The 24,884-nt window shown below is 65.2% G+C and carries 24 protein-coding genes; 10 read left to right on the forward strand and 14 right to left on the reverse strand.

Annotated elements, in window-relative coordinates:
- Nucleotides 1-46 precede the first annotated feature (46 nt).
- From galE to P0R31_RS17355, 4 genes are all read right to left on the reverse strand, one after another.
- Complete coding sequence (galE, locus tag P0R31_RS17340) at nucleotides 47-1,039, reverse strand: UDP-glucose 4-epimerase GalE (RefSeq protein WP_035997363.1); 993 nt, start codon at nucleotides 1,037-1,039, stop codon at nucleotides 47-49.
- 19 nt (nucleotides 1,040-1,058) lie between these two features.
- Nucleotides 1,059-1,862: a WecB/TagA/CpsF family glycosyltransferase gene (locus P0R31_RS17345; RefSeq protein ID WP_275515094.1), complete on the reverse strand. Its 804-nt coding sequence runs from the start codon at nucleotides 1,860-1,862 to the stop codon at nucleotides 1,059-1,061.
- A complete protein-coding gene (locus P0R31_RS17350) occupies nucleotides 1,855-4,224 on the reverse strand; it encodes a Wzz/FepE/Etk N-terminal domain-containing protein (protein WP_275515096.1) in 2,370 nt (789 codons plus the stop codon). Before P0R31_RS17350 ends, P0R31_RS17345 begins: the two co-directional genes overlap by 8 nt.
- Before the next feature lie 279 nt (nucleotides 4,225-4,503).
- Nucleotides 4,504-5,304 carry a class I SAM-dependent methyltransferase gene (locus tag P0R31_RS17355; protein ID WP_275515098.1) on the reverse strand — a complete coding sequence of 267 codons (801 nt, stop codon included), beginning with the start codon at nucleotides 5,302-5,304 and terminating at the stop codon, nucleotides 4,504-4,506.
- A 322-nt stretch (nucleotides 5,305-5,626) separates the two neighbouring features.
- Here P0R31_RS17355 and P0R31_RS17360 point away from each other — a divergent pair, with 322 nt between their 5' ends.
- A complete protein-coding gene (locus P0R31_RS17360; RefSeq protein ID WP_275515100.1) occupies nucleotides 5,627-6,655 on the forward strand; it encodes a glycosyltransferase family 2 protein in 1,029 nt (342 codons plus the stop codon).
- A gap of 11 nt (nucleotides 6,656-6,666) precedes the next feature.
- Here P0R31_RS17360 and P0R31_RS17365 read toward each other — a convergent pair whose 3' ends face one another.
- Nucleotides 6,667-7,659, reverse strand: coding sequence for a glycosyltransferase (locus P0R31_RS17365; protein ID WP_275515101.1), 993 nt, complete (start codon nucleotides 7,657-7,659; stop codon nucleotides 6,667-6,669).
- A 381-nt stretch (nucleotides 7,660-8,040) separates the two neighbouring features.
- Between P0R31_RS17365 and P0R31_RS17370 the strand changes: the two genes are divergently transcribed.
- Together P0R31_RS17370 and P0R31_RS17375 are read left to right on the forward strand one after the other, a co-directional pair.
- Nucleotides 8,041-9,432, forward strand: coding sequence for an O-antigen ligase family protein (locus P0R31_RS17370; protein ID WP_275515102.1), 1,392 nt, complete (start codon nucleotides 8,041-8,043; stop codon nucleotides 9,430-9,432).
- A 71-nt stretch (nucleotides 9,433-9,503) separates the two neighbouring features.
- Nucleotides 9,504-10,649, forward strand: a complete 1,146-nt coding sequence (locus P0R31_RS17375) for a GNAT family N-acetyltransferase (RefSeq protein WP_275515103.1) — start codon at nucleotides 9,504-9,506, stop codon at nucleotides 10,647-10,649.
- Nucleotides 10,650-10,671: 22 nt separating this feature from the next.
- Here P0R31_RS17375 and P0R31_RS17380 read toward each other — a convergent pair whose 3' ends face one another.
- Complete coding sequence (locus P0R31_RS17380; RefSeq protein WP_275515104.1) at nucleotides 10,672-11,211, reverse strand: RBBP9/YdeN family alpha/beta hydrolase; 540 nt, start codon at nucleotides 11,209-11,211, stop codon at nucleotides 10,672-10,674.
- Between the two features lie 121 nt (nucleotides 11,212-11,332).
- On the opposite strand from P0R31_RS17380, the gene P0R31_RS17385 reads away from it, so the two are divergent.
- Both P0R31_RS17385 and P0R31_RS17390 read left to right on the forward strand, forming a co-directional pair.
- The gene (locus P0R31_RS17385; RefSeq protein WP_275515105.1) at nucleotides 11,333-11,809 is read left to right on the forward strand and encodes an Lrp/AsnC family transcriptional regulator; all 477 of its coding nucleotides are present in this window, start codon (nucleotides 11,333-11,335) and stop codon (nucleotides 11,807-11,809) included.
- A gap of 103 nt (nucleotides 11,810-11,912) precedes the next feature.
- Nucleotides 11,913-12,797, forward strand: a complete 885-nt coding sequence (locus P0R31_RS17390; RefSeq protein ID WP_275515107.1) for a protein-L-isoaspartate O-methyltransferase family protein — start codon at nucleotides 11,913-11,915, stop codon at nucleotides 12,795-12,797.
- Between the two features lie 64 nt (nucleotides 12,798-12,861).
- On the opposite strand, the gene wrbA is transcribed toward P0R31_RS17390, so the two are convergent.
- Nucleotides 12,862-13,461 (reverse strand): NAD(P)H:quinone oxidoreductase, encoded by a 600-nt coding sequence (gene wrbA / locus P0R31_RS17395; RefSeq protein ID WP_275515109.1) that lies wholly within the window; start codon nucleotides 13,459-13,461, stop codon nucleotides 12,862-12,864.
- A 154-nt stretch (nucleotides 13,462-13,615) separates the two neighbouring features.
- On the reverse strand, nucleotides 13,616-14,314 hold the full coding sequence (locus P0R31_RS17400) for a pirin family protein (RefSeq protein WP_275515110.1): 699 nt from the start codon (nucleotides 14,312-14,314) through the stop codon (nucleotides 13,616-13,618).
- A gap of 115 nt (nucleotides 14,315-14,429) precedes the next feature.
- Between P0R31_RS17400 and P0R31_RS17405 the strand changes: the two genes are divergently transcribed.
- Nucleotides 14,430-15,365: a LysR family transcriptional regulator gene (locus P0R31_RS17405; RefSeq protein WP_035997402.1), complete on the forward strand. Its 936-nt coding sequence runs from the start codon at nucleotides 14,430-14,432 to the stop codon at nucleotides 15,363-15,365.
- A 120-nt stretch (nucleotides 15,366-15,485) separates the two neighbouring features.
- Here P0R31_RS17405 and P0R31_RS17410 read toward each other — a convergent pair whose 3' ends face one another.
- Nucleotides 15,486-15,743: a hypothetical protein gene (locus P0R31_RS17410; protein ID WP_193760738.1), complete on the reverse strand. Its 258-nt coding sequence runs from the start codon at nucleotides 15,741-15,743 to the stop codon at nucleotides 15,486-15,488.
- Nucleotides 15,744-16,244: 501 nt separating this feature from the next.
- On the opposite strand from P0R31_RS17410, the gene P0R31_RS17415 reads away from it, so the two are divergent.
- Entirely contained in the window at nucleotides 16,245-16,847 is a 603-nt protein-coding gene (locus P0R31_RS17415; protein WP_275515112.1) for a hypothetical protein, read from the forward strand.
- A gap of 138 nt (nucleotides 16,848-16,985) precedes the next feature.
- On the forward strand, nucleotides 16,986-17,975 hold the full coding sequence (locus P0R31_RS17420; RefSeq protein ID WP_275515114.1) for a Bug family tripartite tricarboxylate transporter substrate binding protein: 990 nt from the start codon (nucleotides 16,986-16,988) through the stop codon (nucleotides 17,973-17,975).
- Nucleotides 17,976-17,983: 8 nt separating this feature from the next.
- Here P0R31_RS17420 and P0R31_RS17425 read toward each other — a convergent pair whose 3' ends face one another.
- Nucleotides 17,984-20,599 (reverse strand): autotransporter outer membrane beta-barrel domain-containing protein, encoded by a 2,616-nt coding sequence (locus P0R31_RS17425; RefSeq protein WP_275515116.1) that lies wholly within the window; start codon nucleotides 20,597-20,599, stop codon nucleotides 17,984-17,986.
- 251 nt (nucleotides 20,600-20,850) lie between these two features.
- Here P0R31_RS17425 and P0R31_RS17430 point away from each other — a divergent pair, with 251 nt between their 5' ends.
- The gene (locus P0R31_RS17430; RefSeq protein WP_275515117.1) at nucleotides 20,851-21,186 is read left to right on the forward strand and encodes a hypothetical protein; all 336 of its coding nucleotides are present in this window, start codon (nucleotides 20,851-20,853) and stop codon (nucleotides 21,184-21,186) included.
- A 6-nt stretch (nucleotides 21,187-21,192) separates the two neighbouring features.
- Here the strand turns inward: P0R31_RS17430 and P0R31_RS17435 are convergent, their stop codons facing one another.
- The 3 genes from P0R31_RS17435 to P0R31_RS17445 form a co-directional block, all read right to left on the reverse strand.
- The gene (locus P0R31_RS17435; RefSeq protein WP_275515118.1) at nucleotides 21,193-21,660 is read right to left on the reverse strand and encodes a YbaK/EbsC family protein; all 468 of its coding nucleotides are present in this window, start codon (nucleotides 21,658-21,660) and stop codon (nucleotides 21,193-21,195) included.
- Nucleotides 21,661-21,701: 41 nt separating this feature from the next.
- Complete coding sequence (locus tag P0R31_RS17440; RefSeq protein ID WP_275515120.1) at nucleotides 21,702-22,433, reverse strand: haloacid dehalogenase type II; 732 nt, start codon at nucleotides 22,431-22,433, stop codon at nucleotides 21,702-21,704.
- Between the two features lie 159 nt (nucleotides 22,434-22,592).
- Entirely contained in the window at nucleotides 22,593-23,474 is an 882-nt protein-coding gene (locus P0R31_RS17445) for a LysR family transcriptional regulator (protein WP_275515121.1), read from the reverse strand.
- Nucleotides 23,475-23,624: 150 nt separating this feature from the next.
- Between P0R31_RS17445 and P0R31_RS17450 the strand changes: the two genes are divergently transcribed.
- Nucleotides 23,625-24,272, forward strand: a complete 648-nt coding sequence (locus tag P0R31_RS17450; RefSeq protein WP_275515122.1) for a hydrolase — start codon at nucleotides 23,625-23,627, stop codon at nucleotides 24,270-24,272.
- A gap of 223 nt (nucleotides 24,273-24,495) precedes the next feature.
- Here P0R31_RS17450 and P0R31_RS17455 read toward each other — a convergent pair whose 3' ends face one another.
- Entirely contained in the window at nucleotides 24,496-24,867 is a 372-nt protein-coding gene (locus P0R31_RS17455; RefSeq protein ID WP_036021178.1) for a winged helix-turn-helix transcriptional regulator, read from the reverse strand.
- Nucleotides 24,868-24,884 lie beyond the last annotated feature (17 nt).

Here is a 24,884-nt window from a genome sequence, read left to right on the forward strand (position 1 = left end):
TCTTTAGCGGTTGAAGGTGCCCACCGGCAAGGAGCAATATGGCTGCCTAACGGGGCCTGAACGGATGCGCCTTCTGGTGCCAGGCCCAGGCCGTGCGGACGATTGTCGGCAGGTCGGAGTGACGCGGCACGAAGTTCAGCACCTTTCTGGCAGCAGAGGGATCGGCGACCAGAAAGGTGGGATCGCCGGCGCGGCGCGGCTTGATCGTGTGCGGCACCTCGCGCCCGGTCTCCTGCCTGATGGCGTCGAGGATCTCGCGCACGGAAAAGCCGGAGCCGGTGCCGAGATTGAAGCTGCCGCCGGCATGGCCTTGCTCCAGAAGCCTCAAGGCTGCCACATGCGCCGCCGCAAGGTCCGTGACGTGGATGTAGTCGCGGATCGCGGTGCCGTCGGGCGTGTCGTAATCGTCGCCGAACACCGCGAACTCGACATGACCCTGAAGCGCCATCATCGCGCGGGGAATGAGGTGGGTTTCGTTGTCGCGCAGCTCGCCGATGCCGCCGGCCGGATCGGCGCCGCTGGCGTTGAAATAGCGCAGGCAGAACGCGCCGAAGCCATAGGCCGTGCGGTAGTCGGCGAGCATGCGCTCGATCATCAATTTGGACGCGCCGTAAGGATTGATCGGCGCGCAAGGAAAGTCTTCCGGCAGTGCCTTGGAATCGGCGTTGCCGTAGACGGCGCCGGTCGAGGAGAACACGATGCGATGGCAGCCCGCGTTGCGCATCGCCTGCAGCAGCGACAGCGTGCCCTGGACGTTGTTGATGTAATATTTCTGCGGGTCGGTCATGGATTCCCCGACGAGGCTCGCCGCCGCGAAATGCATCACCGCCGCGATTTTGTGGTCGGCGAAGGCGCGCGCCAGGGCCGCGCCGTCGAGCAGGTCGCCCGTCACCAGCGGGCCGGATACGAAGCTGCGATGACCTGTCGAGAGATTGTCATAGACGACGGGCTGATAGCCGGCGGCGGACAATGCGCGGCAGGCATGCGAGCCAATATAGCCAGCGCCCCCGGTGACGAGGACGGTCGGTCGGTCGGTCATATCGTATTCTGCTCTTCTCTTAGCGGAGGGGGCGGTTGCGGCTGAAGAGAAGATAGAGCGCGCGGGGGTTGGTGGTCAAATAACGCCAGAGCAGACGGCGCGGCTCGAGCAGGGTGCGCCAGGCCCATTCGAGCCCGATCTTCTGCATCCATTGCGGCGCGCGGGAACGACTGCCTGACAAGAAGTTGAACAATCCGCCGGATGTCTTGATGACGCCAACATTGGTCAGATGCGGCGTGAATTCCTTCACGAATGCCTGTTCGTTGGGCACGCCGAGCGCGACCCACAGATAGTCCGGCGCCAGGGCGTTGATCTCCTCGACCTTGGCACGCAGCGCCTCGCCGCGCAGATAGCCGTGGCTGTGCCCGACGATCTTGAGACGCGGATACATTTTCTGGACGTTCGCGACCGCAGCGGCGTTCTCGGGCTCGCTTGCGCCGAACATGTAGAAGGTGCGGCCGGCGGCTTCGGCCTTGCGCGCGACGACGTGGAACAGGTCCGTGGTGGCAACACGCTCCGGCAGCGGGAACCAGGATTGCAGCCTCGAAGCGGCGACTAGCGGCTGACCGTCGGCATTGATCAGATCGGCGGCACGGAACAAGTGCTCGGTCTGCGGCTCGGTCGAGCAGCGCGCCAGCACCTCGCCATTGGCCGAGGTCAGGAACAGCGGACGGCCGATGCGATGGTCGGGATTCGTCGCCTCGATCATGAAATCGGCGGTCTCTTCTACGTCGATCGCGGCCATGCGAAGTCCGCCGACGGTGATTCTCGGTACCTCGGCAGTTGCTGCCCGTCCGTCGAGGTTGACGCGGCGCTCAAGCATATTGTCTGCCTCGTTGGCGCGTTTGCATTGCAGGGGTGAGCTCGTCGAGCACGACGCCGACGAGCTTGCGCTCGGCGGGGCCGAGCGCGGTCAGGATCTCTTCCAGGCTGTCGTTGACGTCGAGGCTGGTCGGCAGCACGGCCACTAGCGAGCCGATGTCCTCGAGTAGCTTGCGGCCGCCGGTCGCGAGCGGCACGGCCGGGCCGTCGAGGATCACGAGATCATAGCCGCCGGCGGAACGGGCCTGCGCAATCGCCTTGCGAATGGCATCGGCGGCCTTGCCGGCGTCGCCTTCGGCGGCCGGCAGCACCGAGATGCCGTTGACCGTCTTGATCTCGCGCGCGTCCTTGCTGCCGATCGAGAGCCAGCCGAGCCTGCTCGGCTCGCTCTTGCCGGGACGGATGACCCTGTTCGTGAGCGAGCGCGCCTGATGGTCGGCATCGATCATCAGCACGCGGGCGCCGTCGCGTGCGGCCGCCAGCGCGAAGTTCAGCGCAGCCACGCTGCGGCCGCTGGTCTTGCCGGTGCCGACGAGCGCGACGACCGGCATCGCCTTGCCGCCCGCGCGCCGCGTCAGCGCTGCGCGCATGTCGCGCCAGGCGTTGAGCAAGCTCGTCATGGGAAAGCCGGGGCGCAGCGTCGGCCAACCCAGCCGCGTGAGATCGACGCCGCCGCCGGTGGGAAGTATGGCGCCGAGCGTATGGATGACGTCGGCCTCCTGGAAGCGTGCGATCAGCGGCTTCTCGATCATTGGCTGCTCGACCATTGAAGGCTGCAGCGGGGGCGCGGCAAGTTCCGGCATCGACGGCGCAGCTTCAGGAGCGCGCGGGGCCTGCGGCGGTTGAGCAATCTCAGCAGCCGGCGCGAGTCCCGGTGCTCGGGACGCCTGTGGCGCCGGCGAGCGCTCACGCCGGGCGGGTGCCGGCGTCGCAGGTGCGCCGGCGAACAGCAGGTCCGCCACAACGAACCAGCTCGATGCCGCGATCGCCCCGAAGATGAAGCCGATCATGGCGAACAGGCTCATGGCGGGCGGGAACGAGCGCCGCTGCGGCACCGTCGCCTCGCCGATGACGCGGGCGGCCGAGGTATTCAGGCTCTCCTGCTCCTCAGTTTCGCGGGAGCGCTTGAGAAAGGACTGATAGACGTCGCGGCTGGCATCGGCTTCGCGCTCGAGTTCGCGCAGGCGCACGGCGGCCTGGCTGAGCTGGACGCTCTGCCGCTTCTGCGCTTCCAGCGCGCGGTTGAGCGAGGCTTCGAAATCGCGGGCGCGCGTCAGATCGTTCTTGGCGGACTGGGCGAAGCGGTCGATCTCCTCGTTGATGGTGCGCTTGAGGTCCTCGACCTGCTTCTCGGTCTGGCGCAGCGCCGGATGGCGCGGGCCGAGCTCACCGGCCTGCTCCGCATATTTCTTCCGGGCGTCGGCATATTGCGCGCGCAAATTCGCAATGGTCGGCGATTGCAGCGCCTCCGGAATCGCGCCGGCATCGGCAGCGGTGCGGCGGCTCGCCTCGATCTGGTCGAGCCGCGCCTGCGCGTCCATCGTCGCCGCGCGGGCCGCGGAGAGCCGCTGGTTGCTGGCGGAGAGCTGCTGATCGCTGATCAGCGCATCCTGGGTGCCGACGAAATTGTTCTGGGCCTTGTAGGTCGCGAGCGCGGTCTCGGCGTTACGCAGCCGGTCGCGCAGCTCCTTCAGACGGCTGGAGAGATCGTTGGTGGCGCGCCGTGCCGCCGAAGCCTGCGACTTGCGGGACTCGGCGAGATAGGCATTGGTCAGCGTGTTGGCGAGCATCGCCGCCTTGGCGGGATCCGTCGACCAGACCTCGATGTCGACGATGAAGCTCTTCTCGGTTTTGCGGATCGCGATGTGCTTGTTCAACGCATCGAGCGCCGCGAGCTCCACTTCCCTCTTCTCCGCAGCGGAGGGCGCGCGCGGTTGCAGGCCGATCAGGCCGAGCAACGACGACATCAGGCTCCCAGCCTCACCGCCTCCGAATTCCGGATCCTTGTCGAGGCCGGCCTGCTGGATCACCTGGAGCAGCACGCTGTTGGAGGTGATCAGGCGCGCCTGGCTCTCCACCACCATGGCCATGCCGGTGACGTCCTGGGCCCGGGGCGTGAGCTCGCGGTCGACGAGCTGAAGCTCGCGCGGGTCGACATAGAGCTGAGCGGTGGCGGTGTAGCGGGGCGTCACGCTCTTGCCGATGGTGACGGCAAGCGCCGCACCGAGCAGGGCGGCCGCGGCGATCGCGACCTTCCGCCGCCAGAGCAGATTGGCGAGTTCCAGCACGTTCAAACCGGCCTGAGGCTTCCGTTGCGCGGCCTCCGGTCCGGCTCGATCGATCGGCTGGTTATAATCAAGCATGATCCCCAGCTTTCATTCCAAGTGCCGCGGGCTGAGGGGTTACTCTCCGCTTTACGCCACGCACCCGGGATATAGGTGCCCAATCAACGCAACAGGGAAAATTAACCATACTCATTGAGGGACTATTCACCGAAATGGCAAACAAAGCGTTTAAGCGCATGCCATCCCTCGGCGCGTCCCAGCGAGCGCTCCTTCCAGGAATTAACGGTTCGTTACCGCGCGCAGCATGGCCGCGAGCCGCCGCTCGTCCGGTGATGGGCCGCGCACGTGCCATCGCCGTCACTTCCTCCGCAGAATGACGTGATAGTCGCCGCGGCGGACGTCGGTCCCGCGCGGAAGCACGGCGTTGAGCACGGCGGCACCGGCGTCGACCAGGGCCGCAAACAGCGGCTTGCGCCGGCGCATCTCGGGATAGCGCGGACTTTCGACTTCACGACGATAGATCATCTCAAGGCCGTTGGCGGCCCCGAATGCTTCCAGCCGGGGCAGCGTCACCAGCGGATGAAAGAACGTCGGGAACGGCGGCTCGCCGGGCAGGCCGGCGTCCTTGATGCCGCGGATATGCCGGTAGAACCAGACGTGAAACCAGTGCGGCGAATATTTGGTGACGAACCCGGAGAGCGAGCGCGGATTGGGTGCGCCGATCAGGATCATCCCACCGCGCTTGAGCGCGTCCCGGAAATTCAGCAGCGCGGCGTCGACATGGGGCAGATGCTCGATCACGTTGTAGCAGATCACGAGATCGAAGGTCTCGCGGGCGAAGCTGTAGGTCTGGACGTCGCCGAGGATCGCCTCGTCGGCGTAGGTGTTGTTGCGGACCTGGTCCTCGTCGATGTCGACGACGGTGACCTTGCTGCGGCTCAGCAACTCCGGTGGCAGAACGCTGCACGAGCCGCCGCCCGCCTCATAGATCGCGAGCCGGCCCTGCGGCAGCTCGCGGCCCAGCACGTCGTGGACGGCGAGCAGGCTGTCGCGGGCTTCGCCGGGAACGAGATCATGGAGCGCCTCGGCATATGGTGCAGCCGCGGGGAATTGGATCGCCGTGGCTGTCGCGAAATCGATCGGGGCTGGCTTGTTCATGGATTCTAACCGCGCTTGTTCTATTCAAATTTACAGGAAAAAATGCGCTTGCCCGAAGAGCAAATCCGATGCCGCACCGTCTCACCGGTCGCAGTGCTTACGGCCCGGTTAATGCGCATGCGCATTAACTACGGTATTGTTCATGTTGGAGCGTTGTCGGCGCATGGACCGCCAATTGCAGCATGACGAGCAGCGAACTTGGTGGCTTTGTACCGCGCGGCAGCCGTTCATTCTGAGACGCATCTGTCCCGCGGCGATGTGCCGTCGTGGGACGCGCGATCGAAGCAGGGATTCTTCAATACATCTCGGACATCTAGACCTCATGACATTGATCCCGACAGACCTGTCTGCGGCCCGGATCGCGGATGCCGTGCGCGATCCCAACCGGGAGATCGTGGCGAGCTCTCGCGTCATCGACCTGTCGGTCGGCATCATCGTCTGTGTTCCCTGCTTCCGTCGTCCGCAACACCTGCGCCTAACGCTGGAGTCGCTCGCGAACCAGCGCACTCCGCGTTCCTTTGCCGTCGTCATGGTCGAGAACGATGCGGTGCGGCGCGAAAGCGCGCCGGTTGCCGCGGAGTTTCTGGCCGCTGGAAGGCTCCAGGGCGTCTGCCTCGTCGAGAAGCGGCAGGGGAACTGCCAGGCGATCAATGCTGCCTTCGAGACGGCGCAGCAGCTGTTTCCCGCCGCCACCCGTTTCCTGATGATCGACGACGACGAGATCGCATCAAGCGACTGGCTCGAGCTGATGGTCCGCACCGCGGAGGCGACCGGCGCCGACGTGGTCGGCGGGCCGGTGCTGCCGGTCTTCGACGACGACAGCAAGCCCTGGCTTTCGCGTCATCCCGCCTTCTGTCCCGCCTACGACTACAGCGGTGCGGTGCCGCTGATCTACGGCTGCGGCAATTGCCTGATCACGCGTGCCGCCTTCGAGCGGTTCGACCGTCCCGCGTTCGACCTGCGTTTCAATTTTCTCGGCGGCGGCGACTGCGATTTCTTCGTGCGGTGCCGTGACGCCGGCATGCTGTTCCACTGGACGGCGGAGGCCGTCATCACCGAGACCGTGCCGCGTAGCCGCACCAGCCTCGGCTGGATCGCAAAGCGCGGATTGCGCATCGGCGCGATCAATTATCGTGTGCAGTACAAGGCCGCCTCGAGCGCAGCAGCGCGGGCGCGGGTGTTTGCGCAGATGCTGGGCCGCTTGCCGCTGTCGCTGCTTCGCGCCGCCGCCTTGTTGCCGTCGTCGAAAGCCGTCGTCGCGATGCATCCGGTGATGGTTGCGTTCGGCGCCGCCCTGGCGTCCCTCGGCCTCGAGCCGAAGCCTTACGAGGCCTCGAAGATCGCGTCCTGACGCGGCGGGAACTAGATGCCGAAACGGGCGAGGGCGACCCGGATTGCCGAGCGTGGCAGCGATTTGAGCGACTGCCGGCCGATCATCGCGAGATAAGCGAACGCCTGGCGATACCTGCCGAAGCGGACCGCTTGCATCGCCGAGTAGGTGACGAGGTGAATCTCGGCGGCAAGGCGCAGCCCGGCCGTCATGTGCTCGGGCAATCTCGCCAGGATCAATCCGTCATCGAACACCCGGGCGATGGCCGGGAAGAAGTCCTTCGGCGTCCGGACCGCGGCGTTCATGGTGTTGGCCGTGTGAAGACGATAGTCGAGCAGCAGCTCTGGCGCGAACGCGAACTCCCCGATCGCAGCGAGGCGGCACCAGCAATGCCAGTCCTCGCAATATTTGAGGGACGTATCGAAGCCGCCGATGGCACGGAAAGCTTCCGCGCGTGCGAGCGCGATGCCGCCATTGACGATGAAATTGCCGGCGGCGAGCCGCGTCAGCACGTCTCCGGACGGCTTCCGGCGCCCCTTCAAGAGGCCGCGCCGGCCGATCTGGCGGCCTTCGCTGTCGATGGTGTTGTAATCGCCATAGACGAGAACAGCGCGCGGCGCGCCACGCGCTGCAGCGAGCAGCGCCGCCACCGCGCCGGGGCGCAGGCGGTCGTCGGCATCGAGGAAGAGCAACCACTCGCCGCTTGCCTGTCTTGCGCCGAGATTGCGTGCGGCCGATACGCCCGCGGAATCGTTGTGGAACAAGTGCAGCCGCGAGTCACGCATGCCGCGGACGATCGCAACGGTTTCGTCGTCCGAGCCGTCGTCAACGACGATCACCTCGGTCACCTCGCGCTGCGCCAGTGCGCTGGCGAGCGTTTCGCCGACATAGGCCGCAACGTTCTTGGCGGGAATGACGACCGATACCGATGTGGTCGAGCCCGACGGCAGCGGCTGGCGTACCGCCGGAGCGACGCGTGTGGAGGCCGGCAAATCGAGTACGTCTTCGGCAATGATCTGGGCCACGGTTCGCCTTTAATAGTCTGTTAACCAGAGCGCATCTTGCGGAATGGGTTGATGCGATCGATCTGCAACATCGGCTGCGGATGATACCCACATTGCACCCGGATCGTTGCCGCGAAGGCGTGTGCCGGCGGAGTTTCGTCAATTAGCGTTAAGCCGCTGGCATTAAGCCTGTGGCAAAATTGGTAAGAGTGCGGAGCCGACCCCATGCGAGAATGCGCATCGGACTGCCGCGGATGGAATCCAGTGCCCGCAACGACATTCGAACACGATGCGATGGTCTTGAACCTGTTCTCCTCCGACATGCGTGTCGATCCGACAGGCGTGGGTCAGGACGTGGAGCTCTGCCTGCCTCTGCACCGGCCCCACCAGATGGTTTGAGCCATGCACCGCAGCGCCGCTACCGACACTGACCTCGAGGCCCGATCGTTCGGCCGCGTCCTGCGCGATGCCGTGGCGGAGCTGAACGCCGCGCTGGCGGCGCGCTGCCTCGTCGCCGTCGCGGCCCTGCTGCTGATGCTGGTGACGCTCGACCCGTTCCCAGACCTGCGCAATCCCGATGTCACCACTGTCGTCGGCGGGCGAATGGCGCTGACCTATATCGCCTGGGGGCTCCTGGCTGCAGTCGCGGTGCTGTTCGTTGCGTCGACGGATGCCCCCGCGCTGAAGACCTTGGTAACGCCGCTTCATCTCTGTCTCGTGGGCTGGCTGCTGATCAACATCGTGCTCTCCGAGAGCCGCGGGTTGTCGATCCAGCGCTTTGTGCTCCTCGTCAGCACGACCTCGCTCGCCGTCCTGTTGCCGTTGCTGCCGCCGACGCGGCGCAGCTTCAACCTTTGCCTGGGCAGCGCCGCGCTCGTGCTGCTCGCGCTGTGCTATCTCGGCGTCTTCCTCGCGCCGCAATATGCGGTCCACACGGCGCTCGACGTCACCGAGCCGCAGCTTGCCGGCGACTGGCGCGGCAGCTTTGGCCACAAGAACGTCGCCTCCGCCGTAATGACCATCCTGGTCTATGTCGGCATCTACCTGTCCGCCGTCGGCTCGTTCGTGATGGGGCCTGTGACCGCCGTGCTGGCCGGCACCTTCCTGATCTTCACCGGGGGCAAGACGTCCTCGGTGCTGTGCCTTGCGATCTACGTGCTCGCTTCGCTGGTCTACGTCACGCCAAGCCTGTGGCTGAAGCGGCTCATCTGCTTCGTGCCGCTGATTGCGATGAACCTGTTGACCGTCGGCAGTGTCGTCAGTCCGGTGCTGGCGGCGATGACACGGCTGCTTCCGCTCGATCCCACCTTCACCGGACGCTCCGCGATCTGGGACTTCGCGCTCGCGGCCGTTGCCGAGAAGCCGATCATCGGCCACGGCTATTCTGCGTTCTGGGACGACGTGAGTGCGCGGGCCACCGCGGAAGGAGCCGAATGGGCGACATCGGCGGCGCACAGCCACAATAGCTACCTCGATCTCGCGGTCACGATCGGTCTGCCGGGGCTGCTGCTGGTGATCCTCATCTTCGTGCTCGCCCCGCTCCGCAATTTCCAGACGGCGCAGGCTCACAGCCGCAGTGGCGCGCTGGCCAAGCTGTTCCTGACCGTGTGGCTGTTCGGCCTGTACTACGGTGCCACCGAGACCTTTCTGCTCGAACGACAGAATCCGATCTGGTTCATGTTCGCGCTGGCGGTGGCCGGCCTGCACTTCCTGGCGAGGTTCCAATGCATCGAGCAGACCGAGCCGAAATGCGGACAGCTTGTCGCAGGTGGCAATGATGCCGCGATCGGTTAACGGGCCGTCAGGCTGTGCTCGGCAATAAACATCGGCTATCTGGAGCCATTCAGCAATCGCATGCCCCGCGCATGACCTTCCTCAGCATTGATCAGCCCGACGATTTTGCGTCCAGCGCGTCGGCCATCGCGGTCGATTTCCTGCGTGACTGGCGGCGCGCGGCCTCGCGCCTGAGCGCCGGGCACCGCACCGCCTTCCAGCATGCCGACTGGCTCGGCGCCTGGTACGAGGCGTTTCACGACGTCGCGCCACTGATCGCCGTGATCTCCGATGCTGCCACCGGCAAGGACATCGCGGTCGTGCCGATGATCAGCCATGTCAGGCGCGGCATCCGCATCGTCGAGTTCGCGGACCTCGGCGTCTCCGACAACAACGCACCGATCCTGGCGCTCGATGCCGCGTTGGATGCGGGAACGGCGGACGCGATCAACACGGCGCTGATCGGCGCGTTGCGCGCGCTGCCCGATCGCCTCGATCTGCTCCGCCTGAAGAAGATGCCGGCGGAGGTCGGCGGCAAGCCGAATCCGCTGGTATCGCTCGGCCGGATCGGATCCTCCTCGCTCAATGGCAATCTCGTGTTGATGGGCGACGACTATGGCGGCTATCAGGCCGCGATCAAGCGCCTGCAGATGCCGCGCTGCTGGCGGGTCTTCAGCCGTCATGCCGGTGCGCGGTTCGAGATCGCCGCCGATGTCGCGCGTGCGCACGAGCTGTTGGACGTGATGGATCTCCAGCAGCAGGCACGCATGCAAAAGCTCGGCTCGCGGTTCGTTCTCAACGACGAAACCCATGCGCGATTCTATCGCGAGGTCGTCCGCCGGGGCCTCGCGGGAGGTCATGCCATGGTCTCGGCACTGGTGTGCGAGGAAGGCATTGTCGCCACCGCGCTCGGCGTCAAGCATGGCGCGACCTATGTCCTGCTGCGCATCAGCCATGGCGGCGATCAATGGTCGAGCTGCTCGCCGGGTCTGCTCGTCACCGAGCGCACCATGGCGGCGCTGCATGCGCAAGGCCTGCGCCGTTTCGACCTCAGCATCGGCAATCAGGACTACAAGCGGCGCCTCGGTGCCGAGAGGGTGCCGCTGACCGATGTCAGCGTCGCGCTGTCCTGGCGCGGCCTGCCCTTCGTCTGGCGCGATCACGCCGCGCAGGGCCTTCGGCGCTATCCGAAGCTCGCCTCCCTCGCGGCGAGGGCAATGGGCAAGGGAGTACGCTGACGCCGCGCCGTCTGTTTCGCCATCACCTCGGAAGGCCCGCCCGGAAAGCATCCAGCAACGCGCGTCCTTGCGGCCAGTCGCCGAGCCCGCTCGCGGCATTGATGTGGCCGAGCGCGCCCGGCACGATCAGGCCGGACTGCCAGTCCTGCGCCCGCCGCCGTGTCACCTCGAGCGCTCCATAGGGATCATTCGTGCTCGCGATGATCAGCGCGGGAAAGCGCAACGCGCGGCGGGGGACCGGCTTGAACGCCACAGCTTCCGCGGGAAAATCGCCGCCATCGGGATCGGGCACGGCGACCAGAAAGGCGCCCGCAATCGCGGAGGGGAAGCGCGCGGCCCAGTGCGCCACCAAAAGGCAGGCGAGGCTGTGTGCGACCAGGACGGGCGGCCTGGCGCAGCGCGCGACCGCGTGCTCCAGGGCTTGCTCCCAGTCGTCGAGCTCCGGCTGGTCCCAGCTCGACGGCTGGAATCGCGTGAAGCGCGCATCAGCGCGCTCCCATAGCGTCTGCCAGTGGGTATCTCCGGAGCCGCCGAGCCCGGGCAATGTGATGATGTCGTGCATGAACGTCCGTGATATCTGAGGTGACGCCGCAGTGTGACCGATCGCGGTCCTGCATCACATGGCAAGTCATCGGCGAAATCGACCATCTGCCGATGATCTCAAGGTGGAACGGAGAATTGAGTTGGATCGCTTCGGGAGCATCGATGCCAAGGATTTGAAGATCCTCGAGGCGCTGCAGGCCAATGCGCGCGTGCCGCTGTCCGAGCTCGGCCGTTCCGTCGGGCTGTCCCAGCCGGCCGTGTCCGAACGCGTCAAGCGGCTCGAGGAGGCCGGCATCATCGAGGGCTACGGCGCCCGCATCAACCCGCGCGCCCTCGGGCTCGGCCTGATGGCGCTGGTGCGCCTGCGCACCTCGCACGAGCACATCAAGACCTGCCTCAAGCGGTTCAGCGAAATCCCTCACATCATCGAAGTCCATCGCGTCACGGGCGATGACTGTTTCGTGCTCAAGGTGCTCGTTCCGGCGCCGGAGGATCTCGAGACCATCGTGGATCGCATTGCCGGTTTTGGCGCTGTGACGACCTCGCTGGTGCTGCGGAGCGAGCCCGTGCGGCCGATCGGCAGGGACCTCGTCAGGAAGAAGCCAGAACTGAGTTGAGGCGCGGCCACGTCACCGCGCCGTCACAACGGCCGCGATTGCGCAAGCCTTCCGATGATCGTCCTCGTTGTGTTATCGTCGCTTTCGTTCCCCCGGAGGCGACATGGAAGACCGTTCGGCAAAATATCGTGCATTCTATGCGCAGTTGATTTGCGCGGCGGCGAAGGCTGCGGACCCTCGCCTCGAGCAGGCCTTTCGGACCGTCAGGCGCGAGCCGTTCGTCGGGCCCGGGCCATGGTCGATCGGTCTCGGCGGTCATCCCTATGTGGTGACGCCTGACGATGATCCCGCCTTCCTCTATCAGAACGCGCTGTTGGCGCTGGACCCGGCGCGCGGTCTCAACATCGGCATGCCCGGCGCGCACGCCTACTGGCTCAGCGGCTGCGCCGTGAAGGAAGGCGAGACCGTGGTCCAGATCGGCGCCGGCAGCGGCTACTACACCGCGATTCTCGCGCATCTCGTCGGTCCCGGCGGCCGCGTTTACGCCTATGAGCTCGATGAACGTCTTGCGGGACTTGCGCGCGACAATCTGAAGGACATCGCCCATGTGGACGTGCGCGGACGCTCGGGCATCGCGTCGGATCTGCCGGCGGCCGACGTGATCTATGTCTGCGCGGGCGCGGCACAGCCGGCGGCGGAATGGCTCGATGCGCTGCGGCCCGGCGGGCGGCTGGTGTTTCCGCTCGCGCCCGAAGGCATGCTCGGCGGCATGTTGATGATCACCCGGCCGGATGACGGTGCGATCTGGCCGGCGAAATTCCTCAGCCGCGCCCAATTCATCGGCTGCGCGGGATTGCAGGACGCCGAGGCCGGCCGGCGATTGGGCGAGGCGTTCGCGAAAGGTTGGGAAGGGGTGCAGTCGTTGCGGAGAGAGGGCGCCCCCGACGAGACATGCTGGTTTGCCAGCGAGGGCTGGTGGCTTTCGACGGCGCCCGCACCTCTACCGACGGAGCCGGTTCGGCCTCACGCCGACATCACGCAGATTTAACGGTGACCGTATCCCAATCCCGGATTGGCGGCATTCCCGGCTGAGAATGCCGCCAGGGGTCGCATCAGCCATGCAGCTTTTTGGCGGTCTCCGCGATCTGGCGGCCCTGATAGCGCGCGCCGGCGAGTTCGTTGGCGCTGGGCTGGCGGCTGCCGTCGCCGCCGGTGATCGTGGTGGCGCCATAGGGCGCACCGCCCGTGACCTCGTCGAGCTTCATCTGGCCGGCAAAGCCGTAGTTCATGCCGACCACGACCATGCCGAAATGCAGCAGGTTGGTGATGATCGAGAACAGCGTGGTCTCCTGGCCGCCGTGCTGGGTCGCGGTGGCCGTGAAGGCGCCGCCGACCTTGCCGTGCAGCGCGCCCTTGGCCCAGAGCCCGCCGGCCTGGTCGAGGAAGTTCGCCATCTGCGAGGCCATGCGGCCGAAGCGGGTGCCGGTGCCGACGATGATCGCGTCGTAATTGGCGAGGTCCTCGATCTTGGCGACCGGCGCGGTCTGGTCGAGCTTGTAATAAGAGGCCTTCGCGACCTCGGCCGGCACCAGCTCGGGCACGCGCTTGATGTCGACGGTCGCGCCGGCCTCGCGCGCGCCTTCGGCGACGGCATTGGCCATCGCTTCGATATGGCCATAGGCAGAATAATAGAGGACGAGAACTTTGGTCATGGTGGTCTCCGTTGGGATTGGGTGAGATGAGCCGTTCTGTTCGGTGTCGTTGCCGGGCCTGACCCGGCAACCCATCGCTCTTCGAAAGCTTCATGCGAAGGCGATGGATGCCCGGCTCAAGGCCGGGCATGACGAGTTGGTATGTGGATGAGCTCTAAGCCGCGTCGACGAGCACGAGCTCGGAATCTTCGAGCGCCGTGATCTTCAGCCTGGCCTCGTCGCGGATCGCGGCGCCGTCGCGGGCATTGACGCGGACGCCGTTGATCTCGACGGCGCCTGCCGCCGGCACCAGATAGAGATGCCGCGACGTCTGCGGCTCATACTCCGCGCTCTCGCCCGCCTTCAGCGTGGTGGCGAGCACCCGGGCATCGGCGCGGATCGGCAGTGCGTCCGTGTCGCCCGCAAAGCCGCTCGCGATGGTGACGAGCCTGCCGGAGCGGTCCGCCTTCGGGAACGGCTTCGAGCCCCAGGTCGGCTGTCCGCCGCGCATCGCCGGCTCGATCCAGATCTGGAAGATCCGTGCCCTGGTCGGCTCGAGATTGTACTCGGAGTGGCGGATGCCGCTGCCGGCGCTCATCACCTGCACGTCGCCCGCTTCGGTGCGGCCCTCGTTGCCGAGGCTGTCCTGATGGGTGATCGCGCCCTCGCGCACATAGGTGATGATCTCCATGTTGGCGTGAGGATGGGCGGGAAAGCCGGTGTTCGGCGCGATCTCGTCGTCATTCCACACCCGCAAGGCGCCGTGGCCCATGTTGTTCGGGTCGTAATGGCCAGCGAAGGAGAAATGATGCTTGGCCTTGAGCCAGCCGTGATCGGCGCCGCCGAGTTTTGCGAAAGGTCTGAGTTCGATCATCTGTGCAATTCCTTGATGTCCGATTGACCTCTTGGATAAGCCTTCGCCTGTGGTATAGAAATAGAAACTGTTGAAACGCATTGTTTCCTTAAATGTCCCACTAGGACCGGCTGCCATGGCAAAGCTCCCAGACTTCGAAGCGCTCGCGATCTTCGCCAAAGTCGTGGAGCTGCGATCATTTGCGGGGGCTGCGAGCGAGCTCGGGATGTCCAAGGCCACGGTGTCCAAGGCGGTCACGCGATTGGAGGAGCGGCTCGGCGCCCGGCTGTTCAACCGCACCTCGCGCCGGCTGGCGCTGACCGATGCCGGCCACAAGCTGGCCGAACGCGCGACGCGCCTCTTGGCCGACGGCGAGGCCGCCGAGAACGAGGCGCTGGCGCAGTCGGTGGCGCCGCGCGGCCTGGTGCGGCTCGCCGTCCCCATGACCTTCGGCATCAAGGCGGTGGCGCCGCTGCTGCCCGAGTTCTTTCAGGCCTATCCGGAAGTCTCCGTCGACCTGCATTTGAGCGATGCGACCGTCGACCTGATCGGCGAGGGTTTCGACATGGCGGTGCGGATCGCGCGGCTGCCGGACTCTTCGCTGATCGCGCGGCGGCTCTTCACCATGCCGCGGTACACGGTCGCCGCGCCGTCCTATCTCAAGAAACACGGCCGGCCGACGCACCCGATGCATCTCGCCGCGCACAAATGCTTCAGCTACGCCTATCTCTCCACGCCCAACGCCTGGCACTACACCAATTCGGCCGGCGAGCAGGCCAGCGTGCGCCCGGGCGGCCAGCTTCGCGTCAACAACGGCGAAGCCGTGATGCCGGCATTGATCGCAGGCCTCGGCATCGCCGAGCTGCCGGAATTCATCGTCGGTGAGGCGATCTCGTCGGGCGAGGTTGAAGTCATCCTGAAGGACTGGAAGCAGGCCGAAGGCGCCGTGCACCTCGTGACCCCGCCCGGCGGCCCCCGCCCCGCGCGCGTCGAAGCGCTCGCCGATTTCCTCGCAGCCAAGCTGCCGGGCACGTGCAAGCGGCGGCCGCGCGGGAAAAGCAAAGCGTCGTAGGAGCGCGCGCGGCTTCAACGCTCTCCGTCATTGCGAGCGCAGCGAAGCAATCCAGAATGTCTCCCCGGAGGGATTCTGGATTGCTTCGTCGCAAGGGCTCGTCGCAATGACGGTGTTTGACTACGACACCTTCACGCCATGGATCGCGACGACGCGCAGGCTGGGCTTCAGCGTTTCCTCCAGCTGCGCCTTCAATTCGTGAACGCGCGGGTCGCTCGAACGCTTGGCACAAACGGCATATTGATGGACGGATCGCGCCAGCGCGCGCCGCGCTTCCGGCGTCTGCGTCAGTTCGGGCTTTGAAAGCCGCAACACGATCGCTGCGAGATTCACCAGCATCTCGTCCAGCGCGACGTCGATGGTTCCAAGATTGTGCATCATCCACTCTCCCGAGAAGGCAACAGCGGGTCCGGACATGCGTTCCTGAAGGAGCCCGACATGGCTAACGCTTCGTAAACGTCTTGTTCTTGCCGCCTGGCGCGTTAGGCTGACAGCGAAACAAGAAAAATCAGGGGAGGGCATCATCATGGATCGACGCGGTCTCTTGCGTGCGGCTGCGGCATTGCCGCTGACGGAGTTTTTACCCAAGCAGTTTGCCAAGGCGAAGAGACGCTAGGCGCCGTCGCGTTGCGGTCATGAACTTTGTTGTCTATATCCGCGCCGCGTTTTGCTTCCTGCTTCGTGTTTCTCAACAACTCGATCGACCGCCACATGATGCTTCGTCTTGTTTGCCTCGTCCTGTTCGCACTGTGCCTGGCCGGTCCCGCGCAGGCGCAAACCAGCCAGCCGGCGACGGTTGCCAAGCCGGCAAAGAACGCGCCTTCCAAGCCGGCACCTGCTTCGCGGTCCACGCCGCAAGCTGCAGGACCGTGCGTCGGCGTGATATCGCTGCTGGGCGATCGCTTCATCGTGAAGAAGATCGGCGTGACCGTGTTCGGCAACGAGAACAAGGAGGTTCCGGTCGACGGTTTCGGGCTCGATGACCTCGTTGTTGAGCGTGTGAGGGCCGCGGTCGGCTCCGGTTTTGTCGTCCGCAGGATCGCTGCCGATACATCCGCATTCAGTTCCTACGATCCCGGGCTTGGGATGTTCGCTCGCAGCGACAAGGCCGGCGCCATCGTCCGACAAGTTGCCGGTCAGGCCGGATGCAAACGCTATGTCGTCGTGATCAAGGGAATACGCCAGGGTGGATTCTTCGGCATCGGTGTCATGAAGGGCAGCCCGTTGTACAACATGGCCGACATCTACGCGGTAATACGGATCTACGTTCATGACGGGCAAAGCTTCGATATTCTGAAGAGCGGCGAAGGCTCGATCAGCGGAAGCAACTTTATGACCGGGCCGCCGACGCTGCGTATCGATTGGGCGCAGTGGCCAGAACCGCCGGAAGCCGCCAACAATCCAGTGATGCGCGCGTCGACGCGGCAACTGCTCGGCAACGTCCTCGACAAGAGCCTGCCCACCTTGTTGCAGTCGCAGTAGTTGAGGAGATGCGGCCAACCGGTCGACACCCCCCTCCAGGCCCCCGCCGGGGAGGGCGCAAGCGCACGGCTATCGCACACAATCCATTCCGGTTACGCTGCCTCCCAACAACGAAAACAATCGGGGAGGTACCAACCAATGAACCGCCGCGAACTCCTGAAGGCCGCTGCCGTGCTGCCGCTCGCACAGGCAGCTTGCTCTCAATCAAGCCTTGCCCAAGCTCTTTACCCCTCGCGTAACATCACCATGATCGTGCCGTTTCCGGCGGGCGGGCAGGCCGATCTCGCAGCGCGACCGGTTGCGACGGCGTTGGAGCGGATCCTCGGCAAGCCCGTGATCGTCGACAACCGGGCGGGAGGCGGCGGCGGATCGGTCGGCAATGCGGCGGCCGCGCGTGCCGAGCCCGACGGTTACACGCTGCTGATGACGCTGTCCTCGCTCGCGGTGCTTCCCGAGGCCGACCGGCTGTTCGACCGTCCCGTTGCCTACGAGGTCTCGCAGTTCATGCCGATCGCGCGCGTGCTCGCCGATCCCACGCTGCTCGCGGTGCCGGCCTCGGCGCCTTGGAAAACCGCGCAGGATTTCGTCGAGGATGCATCGAGGCGCCCGGGCCAGATCGCCTATGGCTCGTCCGGGCCGTACGGCACGTTGCATGTGGCCATGGAGATGTTCGCAAACAGTGCCGGCATCAAGCTGCTGCACGTGCCGTTCCGCGGCGCAGGGCCCGCGCTGACTGCGATCCTCGGCGGCACCGTGCAGGCGATCGCCGCCGCACCCGGCACGCTGAAGCCGCAGGTCGACGACGGCAGGCTGCGCGTGCTCGGCAATTGCGGCGCGCAGCGCATCGCCAGCTTCCCCGACCTGCCGACCTTCCAGGAGCTCGGCTACAAGGATGTCGAGTTTTACATCTGGGCCGGGCTGTTCGCGCAGAGCGCTCTTCCTGCGCCGATCGCGACCCGTCTGCGCGACGCGATGGCGCAGGTGATGACGAGCCCTGATGTCCTCAAGGCGTTCGAGACCTCGGGCAGTCTCGTCGCCTATCAGGACGCGCCGGCCTTCTCTGAGTTCGTCGCGACCGACAGCGCGCGTCTGATCGCGGCGGTGAAGAAGATCGGCAAGGTGGAGTAGGGCGAGGTTCAGAATTCGCTGCGGACGAGGCCGCGCAGCGTGTGACGGTCGTATCCCGGCGCGAACGCCCCCTCGTACGAGGCCTTGAACGATGTCGTGGTCGTCAGGTCCCACCGGATTTCGGCGCCGGCGAGCGCCACCGTGCGCGCGCGCTCGACGCCGGTGATCGCGAACGGAATGCCAGGTGCGCCTTCCAGCGCCGCCGTCGTGGTTGCCGCGCTGCCGGTAAACTCATGACGAACGGCAATGGTCGCGCCGAACTGTGCCGCGTGGCCGTTCGGCATCATCATCCGCTGGCTGCTGCGCAGGCCGACCGTGCCATAGCCGAGGTCGAAACTGCCGCCTCGCACCAGCTGATTCACCCCCGGCGCGCCGGCCTCTGACAGACTTCCCTGGCGTGTCGCGTACCAGTCAGCCTTGGCAAAGGGTTCGGCGACAAGACCCCATCCTGTCTGGAACGGCCGCGAGATGCCCAGCGAAGCGGCAAAGGTGTTTGCGCGCGAGGCGGCAGTTGCCGTCTCGCCGAGGAACGCGATCGTGCGCGAGGAGTCGAGCGCCGCAAAGGAATAGCTGATCGCCGATGCGAGATTGAAGCCGCCGGCTTCGCCGCGCGCGTAGATGCCGGCATGCCCGGCATTGGCCTCGATACGGTCGGCGCGGCCCGCCATGCGCAGCTGGCCGGTCGATGCGCCGACCGCAAGGCCTGCCGTAAAGCCCGGCATGTGCCAGAGGTCGGCGCCGAGCGCGGCGCCGGCGATGGTCGTATTGGTTCCGAAGGCAATGTCGCTCGCGGCCACCTTGTCCCAATTGCCATAGCCGCCAAACCAGACGCTCTGCATCGGCGCCGCGCGGCGGCGGTTCAGCGCCTTGCCGATCGGGTCCGTGGGCTCCGGCGCATAGGCAGACGCGGTCATCCGAACGGTCTCGCCGCGCGACTGCGTCCCGGCATTCCACATGAAGCTCTGGAACATGTCGGCCTGATCCGCGACGAAGCGGCGTCCATCGGCGTGGATTTGACCGGCCAGATCGTCGAGGCCGGCCTTGATGCCCGGCGTATTGAGCGCGGCAAGCGTGTTGATCGCGGTCGTCAGCGCTCCCGATGCGCCGCCGAGCTGGGCCTGGTCGAGTGCGCCGGCCACCGCAGTCTGGTTCGGCGTCAGCCCCGACAACGTTCCGAAGCCGCCGATCTGCTGCAGCAGGAAATAGACGTTGTTGGCATCGTAGCTGAGCTGCCCCGTGACCAGCGGGCTGCCGGAGCTTGTCAGCGCCGCGAAGGTGCCGCTGACACCGCCTGCCGCCGTGAGGATGGTGTACTGCGTGTTGGCGATAAAGCCTGCGCCGAGCGGCACGATCTGCACGGTGCCGCCGTTGAGCGTGGCGGTGCCCGTCGCTGCGATCCTGTCGGACTGGCCGGCGGGGTTGATCTCGACCTGAAAGGTCGAGCCGGCATTGAAGGCGACGTTGCCATTGACGTTGAGCGTCCCGATCGAGTTGCCGGGTGCGACCGTGCCGCCATTGTTGACGACGACTCCGCCCACCGTGCCGGTGCCGCCGAGATAGCCGCCATTGACGGTGACCACCGATGGCAATGTGCCATTCACGACCAGGCCGCCCGCGTCCACCGTCGTCGCGCCGTTGAAGGCGGTGGCGCCGGTCAGCGTCCAGACAGAGTTGCCGTCCTTCTTCAGTTGCTCGAACTCGTCATATTGCAGGCCCGGGGCGAGATTGCCGAGGTCGAACGAGGCGCTGCCGATGCTGCCGAAGTTCAGCGTGTCGGTACCGCTCCCGCCGCGAACATTCCCGGTGATCGTCGCCCCCGGAGCGAGGCCGAGCAAATCATCGCCGCCATTCAGCTCGATCGCTCCGCTGCCGCCGCCCGAGATGGTGCCGGAGTTGAAGATGGTGTCGCTGCCGGAAGAGCCCTGGATGGCGATGAAGAAGCCGCCGGAGATCGTGCCGCCATTGATGAGTGTATTCCCGCCGGCGATGAATTGCACGCCGGTATGGCCGCCGCCGATCGATCCGCTGTCATAGACGAGGACGACATTGCCGCTCGACGTCCCGCTGATCCGGAGTCCCGTCGTGTTTGCCCCGGTGCCGACCGCCGTCCCGCGAATGTTGACGAGATTGTCGTTCGAATTGTCGATGACGATGGCTGCTTCGGCATTGCCAGTACCCTCCGCGATCCCACCGACCGCGATCGTCACATTGTTGTGGGTCGATCCGTTGGAGAGCAGAACCGCTCCGCTGGAGGTCGAGGCTGTCGCCTGATTGTTGACGGTGATGTGCGAGCCGATGGTGCCGTCGAAAACGACCGCAGGTATGCCTGCGCCCGGCACCAGCGACGTCGCGGTGCCGTCACCGACATTCACGGTGACGTTGCTGCCGCCGGTGGCGTTGATGTGGTCGGTGTTGCCGAGGCCGGTGCAGGTTGCGACATCGCCCGAATTGAGCGCGCCGATCGTGCCGGTGCCAGCCACGGTGCAGGCGGCGCGCGCCGGGCTGGACGTCAGGACCGGGAAGGCCAGCACGAGGGGCGCCAGCGCGGTGGTGACCAGCAGCTTGCGACGAAAGTTTGCGGCCGTGGCGGCGTGTTGCGCACAAACCGGTCTTGCAGGCGGCATCGACATTCCCCTCATTGCAGCCCATTGCTAGCGCGAGCGCCCTCATGCTTCTTGGCCTTAGGCGAAATGCCTTATGGCGAAAGCCGCAAGATGCCGGTTTGCTTCGGCCCTGTTGCTGGGGCGCCACGGACCAAAGCGTCAGCGAGAGCTGCCATGGTTCCTGACCCGTTTTCACGTTTTGTTGTTGAAGCAGAACCTTCCTGCGCCTCATTGATTGAGGAGCTTTTGAATGAACCCGGAAGGATCTGGACATGCGAACAGAGCGGATCGCGCTAGGTGTGGCGCTTGCGGTCGGCGGCATCGTGGCGCAGAGCGCTGCATCCGCGCAGGAATACCGCGGCACGATGGAACAACAGATGGCCTGCACACCCGATGTGTGGCGCCTGTGTAGCGATCAGATTCCCGATGTGAACCGCATCGTCGCCTGCTTGCAGCAGAACACGCCGCAGCTTTCGAGCGGCTGCCGTGCGGTGTTCCAATCCAGCAACCAGGTGCCGCCGCAGCAGGTGCCGCGCAATCGCGCCGCCCCGCCGCCACGCTACATTGCTCCGCCGCCTCCACAGCGGCCTTACGACGAGGATGAATAGCGCCGCTTAGGGCCTGTGCTCGCAGACGTCGACCCATTCGGCGGCCGTGAGCTCGGCCATCCGCTCCGGCGTGATGCGCACTGCGCTGTGGGTCGAGCCGGCCGCCGGGACCACGACGTCGAACGCCTTCAGCGAGACGTCGCAATAGACCGGCAGCGGCGACTTCAGCCCGAACGGGCAGACGCCGCCGACCTCGTGGCCGGTGATCTCGGCGACCTCCTCCAGCCCCAGCATCTTCGGCTTGCCGCCGAATTGCGCCTTGACCTTCTTGTTGTCCATGCGCGAGGTGCCGCTCGCCACGATCAGGATCACGCGTTCGCCGATCCGCAACGACAGTGTCTTGGCGATCATTCCGGGCTTGACGCCATAGGCTTCGGCCGCCAGCGCCACGGTCGCGGAGCTGATCGGGGATTCGATGACGGAGATGTCGGGGGCTTTCTCGGCGAAGAAGGCGCGAACGGATTCCAGGCTCATTCCGGGCAGCTCATTCCAATCTTACAGGCGGGCGACGACCCCTAAGCGATTCCCGGCAGCTCGGAGAGGGCGCGGACGCGATGATCCGGCTCAAAGCCGAGCTCGTCCATCTGGGTGCGGATCGCCTTGAACATGGTGAGCGGTGCCACGAGTTCATTCTCGACGCAAGCCAGCGCCATCGCTTCGGGCGTCACCCGCTCGATCCAGGCAACCTTCAGTCCGAACGACTTTGCCCCGGCGGCGTCCCATGGATTGGAGGAGACGAACAGAACCTCATCAGGCGCGGTGCCGAGCACCTCGCCGATCAGCTCATAGGCCTGTGGGCTCGGCTTGAAGACCTTCTTCGCGTCGACGCTGATCGTGGCATCGAGCAGGGCATCGAGGCCGGAATTGCGCACCAGCGCATGGAGCATGTCCGGGCTGCCGTTGGAGAGGATGGCGAGCTTGCGTGGTCTCAGGGCCGCAAGCGTTTCCGCCGCATCCGGATAGAGATCGAGATGCAGATACTTCTCGATGACGCGCTCGAAGGCCTCGCTCTCATAGGCGAGCCCGAGCACACGCAGCGTATAGGCGAGGGAATCGCGCGTGACCGCGTCAAAATCCTGGTAAGCTTGCATCAGCGAGCGCAGCCAGGTGTATTCGAGCTGCTTGATGCGCCAGACCTGCGTGATGATCGCGCCATAGCCCGGAAACGCATCCTCGGTGACGTCGGCGACCGACTGGATGTCGTAAAGCGTGCCATAGGCGTCGAAGACGACGGCTTTGATGGGCATCGGCTGTCCTTTCAGGCCGTTGTGCTCACAGGAACTCCGATTGGGGAGTGCGCATCATCGTCAGCTTACCAGAGCAAAGCCGACGTCTGCGACTGCAAAGGACCGGCGGCCTGTGACCCAAGGCGATCCATGGGCGCGAGAAGTGCGGCAGCACGAAGCTCACGCAAGGTACGGATTGTCTCCAAGACATTCGATCAGCAATTCTGTCAGGACTCGCACTTTCCGTGAGGGGTGCTGGCCCGGCGGACGGACAACGTATGCGCCCGCCGACGGCGGTGGATGGTGTGTCATGATTGGAACAAGGTCGCCGGAGGCCACGAAGTCGTTGATGACGCAATCGGGAAGCCAGGCGATGCCGAGTCCTGCTGCCGCAGCCACGGCGAGAGCGGTGCCGTTGTCCGCCTTAAAGCGCCCTTGCGGGTGGATCGTGACGATCTTGTCGCCGTCCATCAATTGCCAGGATTCTGTTCCCTGCATCAGGGCTTCGTGGGCGATGAGCTCGTCCAATGTCTCCGGAGCGCCGTGCGTTTTGATATAGCCGGGGCTCGCGACAAGCTTGCCGGAGATCGGCCCAACGCGCTTGGCGATCAGATTGGAGTCCGGGAGATAGCCTACCCGGATGGCGCAATCAAATCCCTCAGTGATGAGATCGACGAAGCGATCACTATAGGCGGCATGGACGTGAAGTTGCGGGTGGCGTCGCGCCATTTCCGCGAGTACGGGAGCGAAATGGGTCGGCCCGAAAGAAAGCGGCACGGCAATTCGCAAACGGCCGCGAAGTTCGCCGGCGGGCAGGATCGTTTCCTTGGCTGCCTCGATCTCGGCGCGCACTTTGGCTGCATGATCTCGAAACGTGATCCCAGCTTCTGTGAGAGCAGCGCCACGGGTCGTTCGTGCAAGCAGCTGGACGCCCAGTTCGGCTTCGAGCCGGAACAGCCGACGGCTGACGATCGACTTCGAGACGCCGAGTCGACGAGCGCCGGCCGAAACGCCGCCAGCATCAGCAACTTCGACGAATGCAATCAGGTCTTCGACGTCCAATTCGGCGTTCCCCATTCTGCGACACAGCTTGGCACAATAGATCGCTATCGTATCGCAAACGGCAATGACAGTGTTCGTGCTCTCAGGTTGCGCGGCAGTTCGGCGCACGCCTCCCGCAAACCACTCACAACCACAGCAAAGGATCTGTCGATGAGCTTTCGTAATGGGCTTGCTTCGCTTCTTCGTCCCCAAGACTCGGTACTTGTTTTGATCGACCACCAGCCTTACCAACTCGCGAACGTGAACAGCCACGAACCGCAGATGGTGATCAACAACACCGCGGGTTTGGCAAAAGCCGCCAAGGCATTCGGCGTTCCGACCATCCTGACGACCGTCATCGCAGAGCGCGGCGGTCTGCTCTTTCCCCAGATCACCGATGTATTCCCTGGACAGGAGGTCATCGACCGGACCTTGATCAACACCTGGGAGGACCGGAAGGTGGTGGACGCGGTCAAGGCGACGGGCCGCAAGCAGCTGATCATCGCTGGACTGTGGACCGAGGTGTGCGTCGCGATGCCGACGATTCAGGCTCTCGGTGAGGGCTGGGATGTCACTGTCATCACCGATGCGTGCGGAGCCGTTTCGGTCGAGGCCCACCAGGTCGCCATCCAGCGCATGATCGCGGCCGGCGCTAACATGATGACCTGGATGGCGTTGGCGGCCGAATGGCAGCGCGACTGGGCCCGGACCGAACAGGCCGTCAAGCTGACGGAAGTGATTACGCAGCACGCCGGCGGTAGTGGCATTGCGTTTCTGTGGGAGCAGCAGCTGCTCAACACGCCCGTGCCGACCGCTTAGAGAGATCGAACCGCGGATGACGAGAAACCCGAACGATGATGAGTTGCGCCACCGCGCTGCAATCGGCGGCGGAGCAGACCTCGGACGACGAGCTGCGCAAGCTAGAGCGGAATGAAACGAGGCTTCATCGTTCCAATGACGGAGGTGCGCTCCCTCTCCCGCTTGCAAGCGGGAGAGGCTGCACCGAGCCAGCGGCAATCGATTCGACCTAAAGCATTCCGCTCTAGCCGGTCGGCTGACGTCCTGGCCGCGTCCAGGTCGCCCGCTCTGCGAACACCCGGCTGACCTCCGCCATGTGCTCGGTGCCCCAGGTGCAGAGCGGCACCAGCGCTTCGGCGAGGCTCTGGCCCAGAGGCGTGAGGCTATAGTCCACCCGCGGCGGCACCTCCTTGTAGTCGGTCCGCTTCACCAGGCCATCGGCCTCAAGTTCCTTGAGCTGCTGGATCAGCACCTTGTCGCTGACGTCACGGATGGCGCGCCGAAGCTCGCCGTAACGGGTCGGCCCGTCCTGGGCCACGAAGTACAGGATCAGCGGCTTCCACTTGCCCGAGACGACCCGCAGGGTCGCATCCAGGCCGCACGTGAAGCCGGGCAGGTTCGGCGTGCAACGCT

The organism is Bradyrhizobium yuanmingense (assembly GCF_029167105.1).
Lineage (GTDB): Bacteria > Pseudomonadota > Alphaproteobacteria > Rhizobiales > Xanthobacteraceae > Bradyrhizobium > Bradyrhizobium yuanmingense_A.

Coding starts and splice junctions, on each gene's coding strand:
- galE (WP_035997363.1), bottom strand. CDS start 1,039: ATGACCGACCGACCGACCGTCCTCGTCACCGGGGGCGCTGGCTATATT.
- P0R31_RS17345 (WP_275515094.1), bottom strand. CDS start 1,862: ATGCTTGAGCGCCGCGTCAACCTCGACGGACGGGCAGCAACTGCCGAG.
- P0R31_RS17350 (WP_275515096.1), bottom strand. CDS start 4,224: ATGCTTGATTATAACCAGCCGATCGATCGAGCCGGACCGGAGGCCGCG.
- P0R31_RS17355 (WP_275515098.1), bottom strand. CDS start 5,304: ATGAACAAGCCAGCCCCGATCGATTTCGCGACAGCCACGGCGATCCAA.
- P0R31_RS17360 (WP_275515100.1), top strand. CDS start 5,627: ATGACATTGATCCCGACAGACCTGTCTGCGGCCCGGATCGCGGATGCC.
- P0R31_RS17370 (WP_275515102.1), top strand. CDS start 8,041: ATGCACCGCAGCGCCGCTACCGACACTGACCTCGAGGCCCGATCGTTC.
- P0R31_RS17375 (WP_275515103.1), top strand. CDS start 9,504: ATGACCTTCCTCAGCATTGATCAGCCCGACGATTTTGCGTCCAGCGCG.
- P0R31_RS17380 (WP_275515104.1), bottom strand. CDS start 11,211: ATGCACGACATCATCACATTGCCCGGGCTCGGCGGCTCCGGAGATACC.
- P0R31_RS17390 (WP_275515107.1), top strand. CDS start 11,913: ATGGAAGACCGTTCGGCAAAATATCGTGCATTCTATGCGCAGTTGATT.
- wrbA (WP_275515109.1), bottom strand. CDS start 13,461: ATGACCAAAGTTCTCGTCCTCTATTATTCTGCCTATGGCCATATCGAA.
- P0R31_RS17400 (WP_275515110.1), bottom strand. CDS start 14,314: ATGATCGAACTCAGACCTTTCGCAAAACTCGGCGGCGCCGATCACGGC.
- P0R31_RS17405 (WP_035997402.1), top strand. CDS start 14,430: ATGGCAAAGCTCCCAGACTTCGAAGCGCTCGCGATCTTCGCCAAAGTC.
- P0R31_RS17410 (WP_193760738.1), bottom strand. CDS start 15,743: ATGCACAATCTTGGAACCATCGACGTCGCGCTGGACGAGATGCTGGTG.
- P0R31_RS17420 (WP_275515114.1), top strand. CDS start 16,986: ATGAACCGCCGCGAACTCCTGAAGGCCGCTGCCGTGCTGCCGCTCGCA.
- P0R31_RS17425 (WP_275515116.1), bottom strand. CDS start 20,599: ATGCCGCCTGCAAGACCGGTTTGTGCGCAACACGCCGCCACGGCCGCA.
- P0R31_RS17430 (WP_275515117.1), top strand. CDS start 20,851: ATGCGAACAGAGCGGATCGCGCTAGGTGTGGCGCTTGCGGTCGGCGGC.
- P0R31_RS17435 (WP_275515118.1), bottom strand. CDS start 21,660: ATGAGCCTGGAATCCGTTCGCGCCTTCTTCGCCGAGAAAGCCCCCGAC.
- P0R31_RS17440 (WP_275515120.1), bottom strand. CDS start 22,433: ATGCCCATCAAAGCCGTCGTCTTCGACGCCTATGGCACGCTTTACGAC.
- P0R31_RS17450 (WP_275515122.1), top strand. CDS start 23,625: ATGAGCTTTCGTAATGGGCTTGCTTCGCTTCTTCGTCCCCAAGACTCG.